At 45.7% G+C, this 15,631-nt stretch carries 12 protein-coding genes and 1 pseudogene; 4 read left to right on the plus strand and 9 right to left on the minus strand.

Translation table 11 applies throughout. The annotated features are described in order from the left end of the window. Both DW640_RS23935 and DW640_RS23530 read left to right on the plus strand, forming a co-directional pair. Positions 1-161: pseudogene (locus DW640_RS23935) on the plus strand (N-acetylmuramoyl-L-alanine amidase); the annotation flags it as partial. Positions 162-230: 69 nt separating this feature from the next. Next, entirely contained in the window at positions 231-332 is a 102-nt protein-coding gene (locus DW640_RS23530) for a smalltalk protein (RefSeq protein WP_149192761.1), read from the plus strand. 130 nt (positions 333-462) lie between these two features. Here the strand turns inward: DW640_RS23530 and DW640_RS05280 are convergent, their stop codons facing one another. The 5 genes from DW640_RS05280 to DW640_RS05300 form a co-directional block, all read right to left on the minus strand. Further along, complete coding sequence (locus DW640_RS05280) at positions 463-1,398, minus strand: hypothetical protein (RefSeq protein ID WP_048698488.1); 936 nt, start codon at positions 1,396-1,398, stop codon at positions 463-465. 97 nt (positions 1,399-1,495) lie between these two features. Continuing rightward, a complete protein-coding gene (gene purT, locus DW640_RS05285) occupies positions 1,496-2,662 on the minus strand; it encodes a formate-dependent phosphoribosylglycinamide formyltransferase (RefSeq protein ID WP_117577521.1) in 1,167 nt (388 codons plus the stop codon). A gap of 50 nt (positions 2,663-2,712) precedes the next feature. Continuing rightward, the gene (locus DW640_RS05290; RefSeq protein ID WP_233525426.1) at positions 2,713-3,888 is read right to left on the minus strand and encodes an acyloxyacyl hydrolase; all 1,176 of its coding nucleotides are present in this window, start codon (positions 3,886-3,888) and stop codon (positions 2,713-2,715) included. 84 nt (positions 3,889-3,972) lie between these two features. Beyond that, positions 3,973-4,596 (minus strand): chloramphenicol acetyltransferase, encoded by a 624-nt coding sequence (locus DW640_RS05295; RefSeq protein WP_008765580.1) that lies wholly within the window; start codon positions 4,594-4,596, stop codon positions 3,973-3,975. 265 nt (positions 4,597-4,861) lie between these two features. Beyond that, positions 4,862-6,379, minus strand: a complete 1,518-nt coding sequence (locus DW640_RS05300) for a DUF4301 family protein (RefSeq protein WP_061473178.1) — start codon at positions 6,377-6,379, stop codon at positions 4,862-4,864. A gap of 106 nt (positions 6,380-6,485) precedes the next feature. On the opposite strand from DW640_RS05300, the gene DW640_RS05305 reads away from it, so the two are divergent. After that, complete coding sequence (locus DW640_RS05305; protein WP_011107405.1) at positions 6,486-8,702, plus strand: bifunctional (p)ppGpp synthetase/guanosine-3',5'-bis(diphosphate) 3'-pyrophosphohydrolase; 2,217 nt, start codon at positions 6,486-6,488, stop codon at positions 8,700-8,702. A 128-nt stretch (positions 8,703-8,830) separates the two neighbouring features. Here the strand turns inward: DW640_RS05305 and DW640_RS05310 are convergent, their stop codons facing one another. From DW640_RS05310 to DW640_RS05320, 3 genes are all read right to left on the minus strand, one after another. Then, positions 8,831-9,988, minus strand: coding sequence for an MFS transporter (locus tag DW640_RS05310; protein WP_117577525.1), 1,158 nt, complete (start codon positions 9,986-9,988; stop codon positions 8,831-8,833). An 8-nt stretch (positions 9,989-9,996) separates the two neighbouring features. Next, positions 9,997-10,818: a 3-methyl-2-oxobutanoate hydroxymethyltransferase gene (gene panB, locus DW640_RS05315; protein WP_008761374.1), complete on the minus strand. Its 822-nt coding sequence runs from the start codon at positions 10,816-10,818 to the stop codon at positions 9,997-9,999. Positions 10,819-11,000: 182 nt separating this feature from the next. Continuing rightward, the gene (locus DW640_RS05320) at positions 11,001-11,648 is read right to left on the minus strand and encodes an HAD family phosphatase (protein WP_008761373.1); all 648 of its coding nucleotides are present in this window, start codon (positions 11,646-11,648) and stop codon (positions 11,001-11,003) included. Between the two features lie 151 nt (positions 11,649-11,799). On the opposite strand from DW640_RS05320, the gene DW640_RS05325 reads away from it, so the two are divergent. Continuing rightward, positions 11,800-13,170, plus strand: coding sequence for an MATE family efflux transporter (locus tag DW640_RS05325; RefSeq protein WP_070750226.1), 1,371 nt, complete (start codon positions 11,800-11,802; stop codon positions 13,168-13,170). A 137-nt stretch (positions 13,171-13,307) separates the two neighbouring features. Here DW640_RS05325 and DW640_RS05330 read toward each other — a convergent pair whose 3' ends face one another. Continuing rightward, positions 13,308-15,623 carry an FtsX-like permease family protein gene (locus tag DW640_RS05330; protein WP_070750225.1) on the minus strand — a complete coding sequence of 772 codons (2,316 nt, stop codon included), beginning with the start codon at positions 15,621-15,623 and terminating at the stop codon, positions 13,308-13,310. Positions 15,624-15,631 lie beyond the last annotated feature (8 nt).

The raw sequence follows: 15,631 nt of genomic DNA on the forward strand, positions 1-15,631 counted from the left end.
GGCTGCTGGTGCATCAGTTGCAAGAGAGATTCCCCGGTTGCCGGGTGTGCGGTCATCGCGACTTGTCGCCGGATCGCAACGGTAATGGAGAGATTGAGCCGGAGGAGTGGATCAAGGCGTGCCCGTGCTTTGAGGTAAAGGAGGAAAGTTATCGGGAGTAATCGATCATTCGGTAATGATTCACTTAGTAATCAATCATATAAAGAGTCGGAAAGGAGGTGTGTAGAGTTATGGCAGTCAAGAGATCCCTTTGGGATACCATTTTGAAAGTAGTCATCGCGGTGGCTTCGGCAGTGCTGGGTATTGTAGGCGGTAATGCGATGAGTCTGTAAGATCAGAGAAATAACAATGTCATAAACGTGAGAGAGAGGATGCAGGTTCAGACTTCTGTCCTCTCTCTTTATTTATAAATCTAAGTACAGTATAAACGTTGATATTCTTCCTAGAAAGAAGGAGTTATCATCAGAAGTAGTAGCGCAGCCCACCCAGCAGGTTAAAGCGGGTGATTCCACAACGTTCGTCTTCTTTCAGCAGCATCCAGTCCTGTTTGGGCATACTTCCACCGATCCCGTTCAGAGTCAAGCTGAGTCCCCAATTAGATGAAAGCATGTACTCAAATCCTAATGTGGCATGAAGGCCGAATCCGGCAGCATTGTAGAAAGGATCATGATAAAGGAAAACGCCGACACCAACGCCTGATTTTAAGATCCATCTGTCAAATTTTGTACGGCTTACCCACTCCGGAGCTATATAGGAGAACATCATGTCGCCACCGGAGAATGACTTCTTGAAACCAGCATATTGAAGTCCGATTCCCATCCCACCGTTCCAGACATGTTCGTAAGCGAGCTTCCATTCAACTCCTCCTTTCGAATCTAACGCCCTACCGTTGATATCATAAATCTTGCTGATCACCCATCCATATCCGAAGCTCGCTTCAAACGTGTTGGCAGGCGCTTTTCTGCTTTCTGCATAGTCTTTAGCAATAACCAGGTCGAGATCTATTACGTCTTGTACAGGATTTGTTTTCAGTGTATCCACACTTTTATCCGACAACCGCAGCATCAGTCCGGAAATCTGATGACAGGAACTTCCCCAAAAAGAAGGTTTCTGGTGATTAGTGATGGCGAGTCCATTGCCACCAATCTTTCCTGTAGCCTCTTGTGCAAGATGTAATACCTGATCATAACGGCAATTCGTAGAAGTACCCCGATCCACTACTGATACACGCCCGATAGTCTCGGCTGTATTGGGCACTTTTTCTCCCAAACCGATGACATAGACCGAATCTGCCGGAATAATACCCGGATAGGTTCTTACAATGTTAGTGACCACTTTAGGTGAACAGGAAGTCAGTAATAGCATAGCAGTAGCTGCCAATAGTTTAGTCTTTTTCATGTTTTTCATTATTAGTTATATAAGAGGAGATGATGAGAGAGAATCAAAAGCAATATTCACTATCCTTTTGCTTTTGACTCACTCTCATTCTTTTTATTTAGTATACCTCTACTTTCTCGGCGATTCGTTTCGCTTTATCACGCAACGCATCCAGATCGAAGTTCAGCGGTGCATAGCAAAGTACGACTCCCATGCGACGGTTGACGCGGGTAAACGGCTTGCCGAAGATGCGCAGATAAGTGTCTTCTTCTTTCGTCACTTCTTCCATGCCACGATATTGAGGACGTTCCTGACTCGCTATCGGAGAAAGGATAACGGCACTTGCACCGATCCGCTCCTGCTTGATGCCGGGGATGGGCAGACCGAGTACGGCACGCAGGTGAAGTTCGAACTCATTCAGATTCTGCGTTCCTGCCAATGTCACCATGCCCGTATCGTGCGGACGGGGAGAAAGCTCGGAGAAGTAGACTCCGTTTTCATGGCTCAGGAAGAATTCCACTCCCCAAAGTCCGGCACCAGTCAAGGCACGGGTTACTTTTTCCGCCATTTCTTCGGCTTCTTTCAAGTGTGCAGGGTCGATGTGTGCAGGCTGGAAACTCTCACGGTAGTCACCGCCTTTCTGTACGTGTCCGATAGGAGGACAGAACAGCGTAGGTCCGTTTTTCTGTGTAACGGTGAGCAGGGTGATTTCACTGTCGAACTTGATGAATTCTTCGATGATCAGTTCGCGGATATCGCCACGGCTGCCACTGCATCCATATTCCCAGGCATGTTCAAGCTCGTCGGCACTCTTGACGAGAGACTGTCCTTTGCCGGAAGAAGACATCAACGGTTTGACGACACAAGGGAAACCGATTTTGGCGGCTGCTTCCTTCAATTCGTCCAGTGTCTTGGCATAAAAATAGTTGGCTGTTTTCAAGCCGAGTTCTTTGGCGGCAAGGTCACGGATCGCCTTACGGTTCATCGTGAAGTTGACGGCACGGGCACTGGGCACTACCTGAATTCCTTCTTTTTCAAAGTCATAGAGACGCTCTGTGCGGATGGCTTCTATCTCCGGAACGATGATGTCCGGATGATGTTTTTCTACAACGCGTTCCAATGCTTCACCGTCCAGCATGTCGAAGACTTCAAATTCATCGGCAACTTGCATAGCAGGTGCTCCGGCATAAGAATCACAAGCAATGACGTGTTGCCCCTTGCGCTGTGCAGAGATCACAAACTCTTTTCCTAACTCTCCGGAACCGAGTAACAATATTTTCTTCATTATTTTGAGTGTTTTATGTTAGTGATGCAAAATTAGTATATTTCTTTTTATTAATGACGTACCTTAGGATATTTATTGTGGAAACGGAAACCGAGTCCGAGCATCAGATAGTTGGGCGTCTGGAAGTTCTGCAAATTGTATCCGATGTGAAGAAAGGAACTGCGGGTAACGGCTATTTTCAATGCAAGAATCTGGTAGAAGCCTCTCATATCGCCACGGCTGAGCACGTTGGCTCCCATACCGACGCCGATGGTAAAATAAGGCATCACATATTCCGCACGTCCCGAAAGTCCCAAGGCCAGCTGATGCTGAATGCCCGGTTTCAGGAACTCACGTTTAGAACTGCTGCTCCCATATTCTACAATTACATCTTCCCTATATACATTGGCACTGCCATCATAGACACCGTCCAGTGAAGCTCCCACGCGAAACTTATAACCCAGATTATACATCGGGGCAAAATTGAATCCGGCAACGGGATACGCATTGGGAGATGCGATCTGCTTCTCTCCTACCCACACTCCCTTTCGACGCCATGACCCGAACAGCACGACATCATAACTGATATGCCGGGGAAAACGGGTGGTGACAGGCTGATAGAGTGATTTCGAGAGGTCTTCTTCCGTACGATTGAAATTGTAGACGAGTCCGATCTTGGCTCCGGCAGTATTGATTCCGGCATTCGGGAATTTAGTGTTACCATTGGAGAAGTGCGTGAAATCGCCTCCGACAATCAGATCGAAGTAACGGGAAAACGCCCAGTTTATGTAAACTCCGGCATTGATATAAGCATTCATCCGTGAACCGACCGCACCATTATAGGAATTATAATAATTGTCGTATGGCTTCCATCCGGCGGACAAACCGAAATTCCACTCATAATTGAGCGAGGCACGGGGAGAGAAACGGACAATTCGTGCTCCCTGAAACACATAGAATGAGAAAGGATCGCCCAACTGTTTTTTATCGCCAAAGGTGGTAAGGGATACGCCGATACCCTGATAAGCTCCACCGTAAATACGGTCGGCACAAGTATTGGGGCGAAACTTGAACGAGTATTTCAAGTGGGCAGCAAACGATGTCTGAATCGGTTTCCAGCGTTCGTTCTCTCCTTGCAGGAAGGGGTTGGTAGGAAATACATATTGCGGACGGGCTTCCATTCCCAAACGATGGATAAAACCAAAAGACTCCTGCCCTGCCAAAGGAGTCTTCGGCAGGCAAAACATGATGGAACAAAGAGCGATGGTTTTCCATCTCAGGGTCTTGTTTCTCATAGTGCCGTCATTGTTAGTCTCCAGATCCTGACGGTTTCATAAATCAAGGGTCTCAATAAACTTGGCAACATGATAACCATCCATCAGTCCGTGATGACAAGTGACGGAAATGGGGAGCATCAGCTTCTCTCCTTCCCGAAAGTATTTTCCGGTGGATATTTTGGGGACGCTATCGCCCGAACGCATGTTCGAAGGGTGTTTCATATCTGTAAAGGCCAGCCATGGGACAGCCGAATAGTGAATGGCGTTGGGATGGAAAGTTCCTCCTTTGTTCAGTCCGGTGGTGGCTTGCAGCCGCTCCATTTCGGTTTTCGCCTTACGGATAAAAGTGAGCTCATCGGGATCGTACTCAAAGGCGGCAAAAGAAAAAGTATGATCGGCACGCCCTACTGTCGCTTCGGGAAGAAGACTGTCATAGCAGACTACCTTGTCGCCCTCGATGCGGTAACGGAATTCCTCGACTTTGCTTGCGGCAGTGATGATACGATGTAATAGTAAAAGAGAAAAGGAGACGCCTTTGTCTTTAGCCTCCTGATAAGAACGGGTACAGTCTACATGAACTGTCACTCCGAAAAAGGGATCATCGAATGCGCTGAAATGTTCAAAATGCTCTTTTCTGTTCCATGTTGCAATGTCAATGATCTTTTCTATCTGATTCATCCTAAATACTCTTTTTATTATAAGTAGTGACTAAAAAGTCGGTTGTATCTACACTAGGGCTGACTAAAAGTCGGCAGTATCTTAAATCTCCTCCTTCGGGAAGGAGGAGATTTAAGATAGTACTGACTTTTTAGTCAGCCTCTCAGATTTTGCTTTTACTTAATTAGTAATTATAATGATTGGGAGAGACATTTGTCTGTATCTGCCATTCGGACGACCGCGGAGGAGGAAGAATGACAGACTGGACCCAATCTTGTTTTAAATCCTACTGATGCTGTTCACGCAACAGATCGTTCACCGTTTTCACCGGATTGAAAGTGGTAAGAGGAACTTCTACGAATACTGTGTTCCAGTCGCTCATCGCACCATTCCATAAGCCGGGAAGTTCAAGCGCTTTCAGGTCTTTTCCGTTCTTTGATTTATAAGAAATGAAGCCGGTCGCCTTATCTACATATTTCACCAGGTCGAACTTGTGACCTTTATAATCGCGTACGGCACAAACCAAGTCTACCGGATTGAAGTGCGTACCCTTTTCGAACATTTCCTTTTTGGCAGGATCGTTCATGTCGATCTGAGAGCTTTCGAGGATTTGCAGTGAGATAGTTCCGTCACTGTTATAAGCAAGGAACGGACCGCCACCCGGCTCACCTACATTCTTCACCATACCGCATACACGCATCGGACGGTTCAATTTGTTCTTCAGGTAGATCACCAGTTCGGCATCTTCGAGGTTCTTCGTTTCGGGATTCTTGCAGAAAAGTTGTTTTTGCAGGAATTGGAGAATTTCCATGATTTGCTCGTGCGTATACTTTCCGCTGTCGAGCAGTTCGAGGTATTCGAATGCCTTTTTCTGCAAGGACACGAGTACGCCGGCAATCAGTTTTTTATAAGTAACGGTGTCGGCTTTCAGTTTATCGGGTACTACGTTGTCGATATTCTTAATGAAGATAATATCAGCGTCGAGATCGTTCAGGTTCTCGATCAGTGCACCGTGCCCACCCGGACGGAACAGGAGTTTACCATTGTCTCGGAACGGCTGGTTGTCCATATCGGCAGCGATGGTGTCGGTATTTGGTTTCTGTTCGGAGAAGGTGATGTAATAGTCTACTCCGTAACGTTTGCCGAATGCTTCGGCTTTCTCTTCCACCAGTTTCTTGAAGAGTTCTCGATGTTCGGTAGAGACAGTGAAGTGTACGTTGACTTTACCACTTTTTCCGGCTGCATACATAGCGCCTTCGGCAAGATGTTCTTCCAGTGGAGTACGTGAACCTTCGGGATATTTATGGAATTTGAGCAGACCTTTCGGAAGTGCTCCGTAGTTGAGTCCGGCAGTTTCGAGAAGGGCAGCTACTACGGCTTTGTAATTACCTTCTTCCATCAGCCCCGGAATATCTTTTCCGGCTGTACGCTGACAAGCTACATTCAAGTCGTCATAGAAAGCAAAATCCTTGATTCCGTCGAAGAATGCCTGCTCAAACTTTGTAGTAGGTTTGTCATACTCTGCGGACAGAAACTCGAACAGATTCTTGAACATACGACTGGCAGCGCCCGAAGCAGGAACAAACTTCACGATGATTTTATCCGTATTCTTATAAGCATCCCATGCAGCCAGATATGCTTTCTGATCTTCTGCGTCAGGAGCCAATATGCCTTTTTCTATGGAAGCGGCAGCGTCCAGTTTCAAATAAGGAAAACCCGTCTGGAAGCAAGCCAGCTGTTCTGCTATCTGCGCCTCCGTGATGCCTTTCTTGGCAAGCAACTCTTTGTCCTGTGTCGTTATCATAATATCTATTTTTATTAATTGATGCCCAAAAATACAAAATGTTATTTACTTCTTGCCGAATAACCGGGAAAAAAAGTAATTTTACGTCGAATTAACAAGATTGAATATGGACGACTTTTTTACATCGGAGGAAAAGAAGGAGCTTTTTTCACTCTACAGGCATCTGTTGCAATCTGCCGGAGATACGATTTTCTGGAGGGATTGCCAAAAATTAAAGAAACATCTTATCAAAGCCGCCCAGTGTAACGGGCTGCAACGCAATAACTTCGGGATGAATCCCGTCATCAGAGATTTACAAACGGCAGTTATCGTAGCCGAAGAAATCGGCATGAAAGGTTCGTGTCTGGTCGGCATCATGCTTCATGAAATAGTGAAGGCACATATCCTGTCTATCGAAGAAGTGAATGCCGAATATGGCGAAGATGTAGGCAGTATCATCAAAGGACTGGTGAAAACAAACGAACTGTACTCCAAAAGTCCGGCGATAGAATCGGAGAATTTCCGCAATCTCCTGCTCTCTTTTGCCGAAGATATGCGCGTCATCCTGATTATGATCGCAGACCGTGTGAACATCATGCGCCAAATCAAGGATACAGGCAACGAGGAAGACCGGGTGAAAGTAGCGAACGAAGCTGCTTACCTATATGCTCCGCTGGCCCACAAACTGGGACTTTACAAGCTGAAATCGGAATTGGAAGACTTGTCGCTGAAATATACGCAGCGGGAAACCTACTACTTTATAAAGGAGAAGCTCAACGAGACGAAAGCATCCCGCGACAAGTATATCGCTTCTTTCATCGATCCTATCCAGAAGAAGGTAAAGGAAGCCGGACTGAAGTTCGACATCAAGGGACGTACCAAATCCATCCATTCCATCTGGAATAAGATTCAGAAGCAGAAGACTCCGTTTGAAGGTATCTATGACTTGTTCGCTATCCGTATCATTCTGGATTCCGAACCGGACCCGGCCAAAGAAAAGCAGGAATGCTGGCAGGTCTATTCTATCGTAACGGATATGTATCAGCCGAACCCGAAACGTCTGCGGGACTGGCTCTCGATTCCAAAGAGCAACGGTTATGAATCGTTGCACATTACCGTGATGGGCCCGGAAGGAAGATGGGTGGAAGTACAGATCCGTACCCGCCGGATGGACGAGATCGCTGAACGGGGACTCGCCGCACACTGGAGATACAAAGGTATCAAAGGGGAAACAGGACTGGACGAATGGCTGACTTCGGTACGTGAAGCGCTTGAAAATGCGGATAACGACTCACTGAAAGTGATGGATCAGTTCAAAATGGACCTCTACGAGGATGAGGTATTTGTATTCACGCCTAAAGGAGACTTATTCAAACTTGCCAAAGGAGCTACTGTGCTCGATTTCGCATTCCACATCCATAGCAAACTGGGATGCAAGTGTATCGGTGCGAAAGTAAACGGCAAAAATGTACAGCTCAAACAGAAACTGAACAGCGGTGATCAGGTAGAAATCATGACGTCGAATACCCAGACTCCCAAACAGGACTGGCTCAACATCGTGACGACTTCCAAAGCCCGCACCAAGATACGGCAGGCACTCAAAGAGATGGTAGCACGCCAGCACGATTTCGCCAAAGAGACACTGGAACGGAAGTTCAAGAACCGGAAGATGGAGTATGACGAAGCCACCATGATGCGCCTGATCAAGCGGCTGGGCTTTAAGAATGTGACAGAGTTTTATCAGAAGATTGCTGACGAGACATTGGATGTCAACGACATTCTGGACAAATACCTTGAACAGCAGAGACGGGACAATGACACGCACGATGAGATTGTGTATCGCAGTGCCGAAGGATATAATTTGCAGGCAACTCAGGAAGAACCTAGTTCAAAAGAGGATGTACTGGTCATTGATCAGAATCTGAAAGGACTGGAATTTAAACTGGCCAAATGCTGTAACCCGATCTATGGGGATGATGTATTCGGATTTGTAACCGTGAGCGGAGGTATCAAGATTCACCGGGCAGACTGTCCGAATGCCAATCAGATGCGCGAACGGTTCGGATACCGGATTGTTAAAGCGCGTTGGGCTGGCAAGTCAGTCGGTACGCAGTATCCGATTACGCTGCGCGTAGTAGGTCATGATGATATCGGCATTGTTACCAATATTACTTCCATCATTTCCAAAGAGAATGGAATCAGTCTGCGTTCCATCGGAATCAATTCCAACGACGGACTATTCTCCGGAACGCTTACGGTCATGGTGGGTGATACCGGACGACTGGAAGCGCTGATCAAAAAGCTGCGGACAGTGAAGGGAGTTAAACAGGTAAGCAGAAACTAAGCACTCTATGCTAACAGCAAATCTGTTGACAGGTCTTTAATAAAAAGACTGGCATTATCTCCGTCAGGATAACGCCAGTCTTTTTATTTATGATAGACAATCATGTCACGGAAATAGTGCGAAACGATTTATCTCACTTTCTTTCTCTTATAATATGGATATGTAACCAGTATAAAGAAAATCAAAGCAATCACAGCTATCACCTGTCCTGTATAGAGCATCTTATCCGCTTCCAAATCGAAGTAACACGCAACAGCTATTCCGGATGCGAATCCGACTTCGCTGGCCAACAGATGAGTGGTATTTGCCGTACCCCGCTGACAATGATGTGACAGTTTCACGAACATGACCAGAAATTCCGGCATCACCAACCCCAGTCCCAAACCCAAGAGTATGGAAGGTACGCCTACCGGGAAACCGGAGGCCAGCAGAGTGATGGCTACAATCTCCAGTATGATGCCGACGAGCACCAGCCGCAGAGTTTTTTCTTTCAGAATAAACAGACGCGCCAGCAACAGGGAGGCAAGATATCCGATGCCTGTACCGACAAAGAACGGTATAGGGATTCCACTGCTTCCCAATACGGAATCGTTAAGGAAACGGTGTACAAGCGGAATCAACAACCCCGGAACGAAGGTAATCAGAATCATATTGATGGCAGGCACCCATCCCCGCAACAACAAAAAGCGGTCGAAGGAATAAAGCTTGGTCACGATCGGTGCACGAAAAGGCACATATACTCCGGATACCATCAAAACACCCGCTGCTCCGGTAATCACCGACACGGACAACAGATTCTTAAAGGAATAACTCTGATAGAGCCAGACGCCCAGAACAATACCTATAATCATCCCCAAACGTGCCATCCAGGAGAAGCTGACATTTCCGGCACTACGAAGTGTGGCGTTCGTTATGTCAATGGCTAATGTGATTCCTGCGGTGGTAGCGATTCCGAAAGCCAGTCCCTGTACGGTGCTCAACAAGATAAGTTCCGTGATGTTCGTCACAAAGGCGTATCCTGCCGTTGCTGCCACCATCGTGGCAAAAGAGAACATACATACGTACTTACGCTTATAAGCATCTACGAGATAAGCATGGAACGGACCGATAAGGAACATTCCTAAAGTGAAAAAAAGAAAGATCACTCCTGTCTGTGCCACCGGTACTCCGAGACGGTCTGCCATCTCAACGGAAAGTACCGGAAACAAGATATACAAGGAGATAAACAACAGCAAATTAGCTACGCATATCCGCATAAAATGAACTGTCCACAATTTAACTGCCATATACTGTTTTAATATTGTTCCTTCTCGTTAGGGAAGTCGCAATTCTTCACGTCGGATACGTAACGGCTGATAGCGTCAGTCATCACCGTATACAGGTCTGCATAACGACGTAAGAAGCGCGGACGGAATCCGTTGTTCATTCCAAGCATATCCTGAATGACCAATACTTGTCCGTCAACATGACCACCGGCACCAATACCTATAATAGGTATCGTCAGTTCGGAAGCCACACGTTCTGCAAGAGTAGCCGGTATCTTTTCGAGTACGATGGCAAAGCAGCCTGCCTCTTCGAGAAGATGAGCATCACGAATCAGCTTTTCAGCTTCGTTGTCATCTTTGGCACGTACCGTGTAAGTACCGTATTTATTAATAGACTGAGGCATCAGTCCCAAGTGTCCCATCACCGGAATACCCGCACTGATGATACGCTTCACCGTATCGATGATTTCTTCTCCGCCTTCCAGTTTCAAAGCATCGGCATGGCTTTCCTTCATAATGCGGATGGCAGAAGCAAGACCTTCCATTTCGTTACCTTGATAGGAACCGAAAGGCATGTCTACTACGACCATAGCGCGTTTTACGCCACGTACTACTGATTTAGCGTGATAAATCATCTGATCGAGAGTAATAGGCAATGTAGTCACATTACCCGCCATCACGTTCGAAGCGGAGTCGCCTACCAAAATTACGTCCATTCCCGCACCATCTACGATCTGTGCCATTGTGTAATCATAAGAAGTAAGCATAGATATTCTTTCGCCTCTTTGCTTCATTTCAACCAGGCGATGAGTAGTCACCTTTCTTGTGTCATCTGATATATAACCAGCCATGTTTCTTAAATTTTAAATTAAAACTAGAAATTAAATAAGGCGTCAACGCCATCAAAAATTGCGGCAAAGTTATAACATTTCTTTCATAAGTGAGAAAGAAAAAGAAAAAATCCTTTCAAACACCTCCCCAAGTTAATGAGAAGGCGGCCAAAAAGACAAATTAAGAAGATAATAAGAAAGAACTAACGGTGCAAGGCCAATAAGTGTTCAAAGGTCATTTCCGAAAAGTCATCTATTATATAATGTGCTTTCCCGGTGATGGCCTCTCTTGTATTGGTAGTGGCAAGACCGATAACAGTGGCACCGGAAGTCATTCCGGCTTGCAGACCGTGGAAGGAGTCTTCGAACACGTACGAGTTTTCGGGAGTAGCACCGAATATTTCCATACCGAGCAGGAAACAGTCGGGAGCGGGTTTGGAACGGGCAAACATTTCTCCGGTCAGGATGCGGTCTACCATTCCTTTAAATTCGGGATGGGCGTTATAGACGTTTTGCATCTTCTCTTCGTTGGAGCTGGTTACAACGGCTATTTTTGCTCCGTGTTTACGAAGATCGGCAATAAAAGCTTCTACACCGGGGATGTACTCGTAGGACATGCTTTTCTCATAAATATTGAGTCCGGCCGTAATCTCTTGTTGAGCTTCGGGGAGGTCCGAGAAATATTTCTCGTAAATCTGGGTCAGCGTCTGTCCCTTGATACGACGGCCGAAGTCTTCTTCATTCAGATATTTACGTCCCTGTTCATCCCAGAAAACAGTGTACTGTGTTTCCGTATCCATGATGACACCATCAAAATCGAACAGTGCCGCAATTGTCTTTGTTGTATCCATACGTAATCTTTCTTTTTACCTAAAACGTTAAACCTTGTGTATTGAATTGTGCAAAGTTCCGAATAATCATCGAATCAAGCAAATAATTCGTACCTTTGCCCCACTTAAAAAAACGTAACATTCGTTTTCATCCAACAATCCATACGAGCGCATGAGCAAAAACGATCCGCACATATTAGGAAAAGAAAGCATCGGTAAGCTACTGTTGCAATACTCCATTCCCGCTATCATCGGGATGACAATCACGTCTATCTATAATATCATCGACAGCATCTTCATCGGTCACGGTGTGGGTGCGATGGCTATTGCCGGACTGGCGGTGAGCTTTCCTCTGATGAATCTGGTCGTTGCTTTCTGTACACTCGTTTCGGCGGGTGGTTCTACCATCGCTTCTATTCGCCTGGGACAGAAAGATATGAAAGGGGCTACGGAGATTCTGTCACATACGCTGATGCTCTGTATCACAAATTCTTTCTTTTTCGGTATCCTGTCTTTTATCTTTCTTGATGATATACTGACTTTCTTTGGTGCCAGTCCCGACACACTGCCTTATGCACGGAGTTTTATGCAGGTGATTTTATTGGGAACTCCCATCACATACACGATGATCGGCCTGAATAATGTGATGCGTGCCACCGGATATCCGAAGAAAGCGATGCTTACTTCTATGGTAACGGTAGTAGCAAATATCATCCTCGCTCCTATCTTTATCTTTCACTTTGAATGGGGAATGCGGGGAGCGGCTACAGCAACGGTTATCTCACAGCTGATCGGAATGGTATGGGTGGTGAACCACTTCTGCAAGAAAGACAGTACGGTGCATTTTGAGGGAAAGGTCTGGAAAATGAAAGGAAGGATTGTAGAGAATATTTTCGCTATCGGCATGTCTCCTTTCCTGATGAATGTCTGTGCTTGTGCCATCGTTATCGTGATTAATAATAGTTTGCAGGAACATGGAGGCGACATGGCTATCGGTGCTTACGGAATCATCAACCGATTGCTGACGCTTTATGTCATGATCGTATTGGGACTGACGATGGGCATGCAGCCGATTGTAGGCTACAACTTCGGAGCACAGAAGATAGACCGGGTGAAACAGACGCTAAAGCTGGGAATTATTTCCGGTGTAGTGATTACAAGCAGTGGCTTTCTGATTTGCGAGTTTTTCCCTCATGCAGTATCGGCAGTCTTCACGGATAGTGATGAGTTAATCGGACTTGCGGTGGACGGTCTTCGGTTGACTGTACTTATGTTCCCGTTTGTAGGAGCACAGATTGTAATCGGTAACTTCTTCCAAAGTATAGGCAAAGTAAAAATAAGTATTTTCCTTTCGTTGACGCGGCAGTTGCTTTATTTGCTGCCTTGCCTGTTGTTATTCCCACATTGGTGGGGACTGAAGGGAATATGGATCAGTCTGCCGGTATCGGACTCTTTAGCATTTATTACGGCAGTTATCAGTCTGATGATTTATATAAAGAAAGTATCGAAAGAACATCCGATAGCGGATAAAGTGGCGGAATAAAGCAAAAAGAACGCTATGTCAAAAGATATATCAGTATGAAAAATATTTAGGCACGAATACACGGATTAAGATGACTTCTGCAATGAATGCATCTCATAAAAGCCGCGTTAATCCGTGCCTAAAAGATAATAATATTCTTATTCGCTCTTTATACTTTTCACCGGATTCTCATTGGCGATGTGCCACGCTTTCAACACAACGCAAACTACGATCAGCAATAAGACAAACAGCGCCGTACCCACAAACAATAACGGGTTCATATAAATCTGTTCGGCAAACTGGTCAAGCCATGCCTTTCCAACGAAATAGGAAACAATGGTACCAATCAATATGGAGGAAGCGGAGACATACAGAATCTCGCGTATCAACAGACGCAAAATATGAGAGGCTTCGGCTCCATTCACTTTCCGGATGGCTATTTCTTTGCTTCGACGTTGCGTTTCATCATTCACATATCCGATCAATCCCATTATTACAATCAGCAGAATAAAGCTTGAAGTGATCCAGACTGAATTACGGAAACGATATACACTCTTGTATATATCCTTTATCATACCGTCTACAGAACTGAAATGCAAGGCTACATTCGGAAATGTCTTATCGGCAAACTCGTTCAGACGTTTCAGATTTTCATCATACGGCTCTTTCAGACGGACATCAAATACATGATTGGCATTCTCCGATCCTATCAAGACAATAGGTGCCTGAGTTGAAAAGAAGCTATAGTTGCGGACATCCCGGAAGACACCGACAATCGTACCCTGTATATCATTCAGTTTCTTTCCTACCGCCCCATCTGTCCATTTCATCAGACGTACCAACTCTTCATTCACCAATAAATCGTCCTGTTTCTTAAGAGTGCTGCCTTCGATAATCTTTATTCCCATTACTTCGGGATAGTTATAACTGCAATAATTAAAGTTAAGTGTAGCGATTCTTTTACCGTCATTACTCATCAGTCCGCGTGTCCAGTACTGTCCGATTACTCCGCTTGTGGCAACAGCCACTCCCTCTACCGTAGGCTGGCGACGCAGTTCATCGGTGACATGCTCTACCGTTTCTTTCGGCAACCAGGTTCCTGCCTGAACCAGTCCCGGAACGTTTATTCCCATATCGCGGCTCATCAGATGGTTGTATTGCAGGAGCGTTACCAGCAACAGCCCCAAAACAAAGGAGACACCTGTGAACTGTATAAACAACAACGAACGTTTCCAACCCGTTTTACCATCAGAGTAACGACGGAACACCTGCGTGACTGGTATACGCGAAAACAGCCGTCCCGGTATGCCACCTGCCAAAAGGAAAAGTATCACAATCGTAAGCAAAGGCACCCATAGTGTCTCCCACGCAAAAAGTGAGGATAGACGGACAGAAAGCAAATCTTCGATTATTTCATGTGCGTTGACTATCAGCAGAAGACTAAGAAGTACGGAAAAGATAACAAGGATTCCTGTTTCTGCCAAAAACATGCCGAAGATATTTCCGGAACTGGCACCACTGCATTTATGTACTCCTACTCCTTTGGCACGACGGCTTAGGGTGGCAATAGATATCAGCATATAATTCATGATGGCCACAAAGAAGATAGCGAATCCCAGAAAGCCATATATGATCAAACGCTTCTGCACATCGGAAGATATCAAATGATACTTCACCAATGGGATGACACTGAAATTCATTTTCCAGTCATCATACTGGGCAGGAGTGTATTTCTCGATTACCCGTTGGATGTTGTCATTCACCTTGTCAATATCCGCAGCATTACGCAGGCGAAGAAACGTGTAAAAGACATCATTTCCCTTCCAGCCATATCCTCCCTGATATCCTCCATCCCGATGGACGGAGACAACAAAGTCGTGAGTGAGCACCGTATTCTCCGGCATATCCTTGTATACACCACGAATAGTAAAATCATTTTGCCTGTCTGCTTTAAGAATTTTACCGATAGGGTCCGCATCTCCAAACGTTTCACGGGCAAAATGCTCTGACACAAACACACTTCCCGGCATGATCATATCTTTCGGGTTCCCTTTTAAGACAGGGATACCAAAAGTCTGGAAGAAACAAGTATCAGCGTATATATAGTTAACGTCCGATAATAATTTGTCTTCGTAATATATACTCATCCCTTGTCCGGTGAGGACACAACTGGCAAACTCTATTTCTTCGGGCATATCCTGCGCCAAAGTAGATGCAACCACATCAAAAAGTGTGTAATCATAATTGTTGCCGTCGTCTCCCATTGTCTCCCCCGTGCTAAGGTTAGTGGTCAGGCAACGTGCAATAGCCAGTCGTTCCGGTTCCGGATAACAATGTTCATAACTCAATTCAAACGCAATCTGCGAAAAGAGTAAAATACCAATAGTAAGTCCCAGCGAAAGAGAAATTATCCTGATGATATTTGTGCCGCGTTCGCGCAGTAAGGTTCGGATGCTATAATAGATTTGTCTCATTGTCGTTC

The sequence above is a fragment of the Bacteroides sp. AM23-12 genome (assembly GCF_003434395.1).
Taxonomy (GTDB): Bacteria; Bacteroidota; Bacteroidia; order Bacteroidales; family Bacteroidaceae; genus Bacteroides; species Bacteroides thetaiotaomicron.

What these genes read in the sequence shown, in the direction of transcription:
- panB (WP_008761374.1), bottom strand. Translation starts at nt 10,818, where the DNA reads ATGGCTGGTTATATATCAGATGACACAAGAAAGGTGACTACTCATCGC.
- purT (WP_117577521.1), bottom strand. Translation starts at nt 2,662, where the DNA reads ATGAAGAAAATATTGTTACTCGGTTCCGGAGAGTTAGGAAAAGAGTTT.
- DW640_RS05280 (WP_048698488.1), bottom strand. Translation starts at nt 1,398, where the DNA reads ATGAAAAAGACTAAACTATTGGCAGCTACTGCTATGCTATTACTGACT.
- DW640_RS05310 (WP_117577525.1), bottom strand. Translation starts at nt 9,988, where the DNA reads ATGGCAGTTAAATTGTGGACAGTTCATTTTATGCGGATATGCGTAGCT.
- DW640_RS05325 (WP_070750226.1), top strand. Translation starts at nt 11,800, where the DNA reads ATGAGCAAAAACGATCCGCACATATTAGGAAAAGAAAGCATCGGTAAG.
- DW640_RS05320 (WP_008761373.1), bottom strand. Translation starts at nt 11,648, where the DNA reads ATGGATACAACAAAGACAATTGCGGCACTGTTCGATTTTGATGGTGTC.
- DW640_RS05290 (WP_233525426.1), bottom strand. Translation starts at nt 3,888, where the DNA reads ATGTTTTGCCTGCCGAAGACTCCTTTGGCAGGGCAGGAGTCTTTTGGT.
- DW640_RS05295 (WP_008765580.1), bottom strand. Translation starts at nt 4,596, where the DNA reads ATGAATCAGATAGAAAAGATCATTGACATTGCAACATGGAACAGAAAA.
- DW640_RS05330 (WP_070750225.1), bottom strand. Translation starts at nt 15,623, where the DNA reads ATGAGACAAATCTATTATAGCATCCGAACCTTACTGCGCGAACGCGGC.
- DW640_RS05300 (WP_061473178.1), bottom strand. Translation starts at nt 6,379, where the DNA reads ATGATAACGACACAGGACAAAGAGTTGCTTGCCAAGAAAGGCATCACG.
- DW640_RS23530 (WP_149192761.1), top strand. Translation starts at nt 231, where the DNA reads ATGGCAGTCAAGAGATCCCTTTGGGATACCATTTTGAAAGTAGTCATC.
- DW640_RS05305 (WP_011107405.1), top strand. Translation starts at nt 6,486, where the DNA reads ATGGACGACTTTTTTACATCGGAGGAAAAGAAGGAGCTTTTTTCACTC.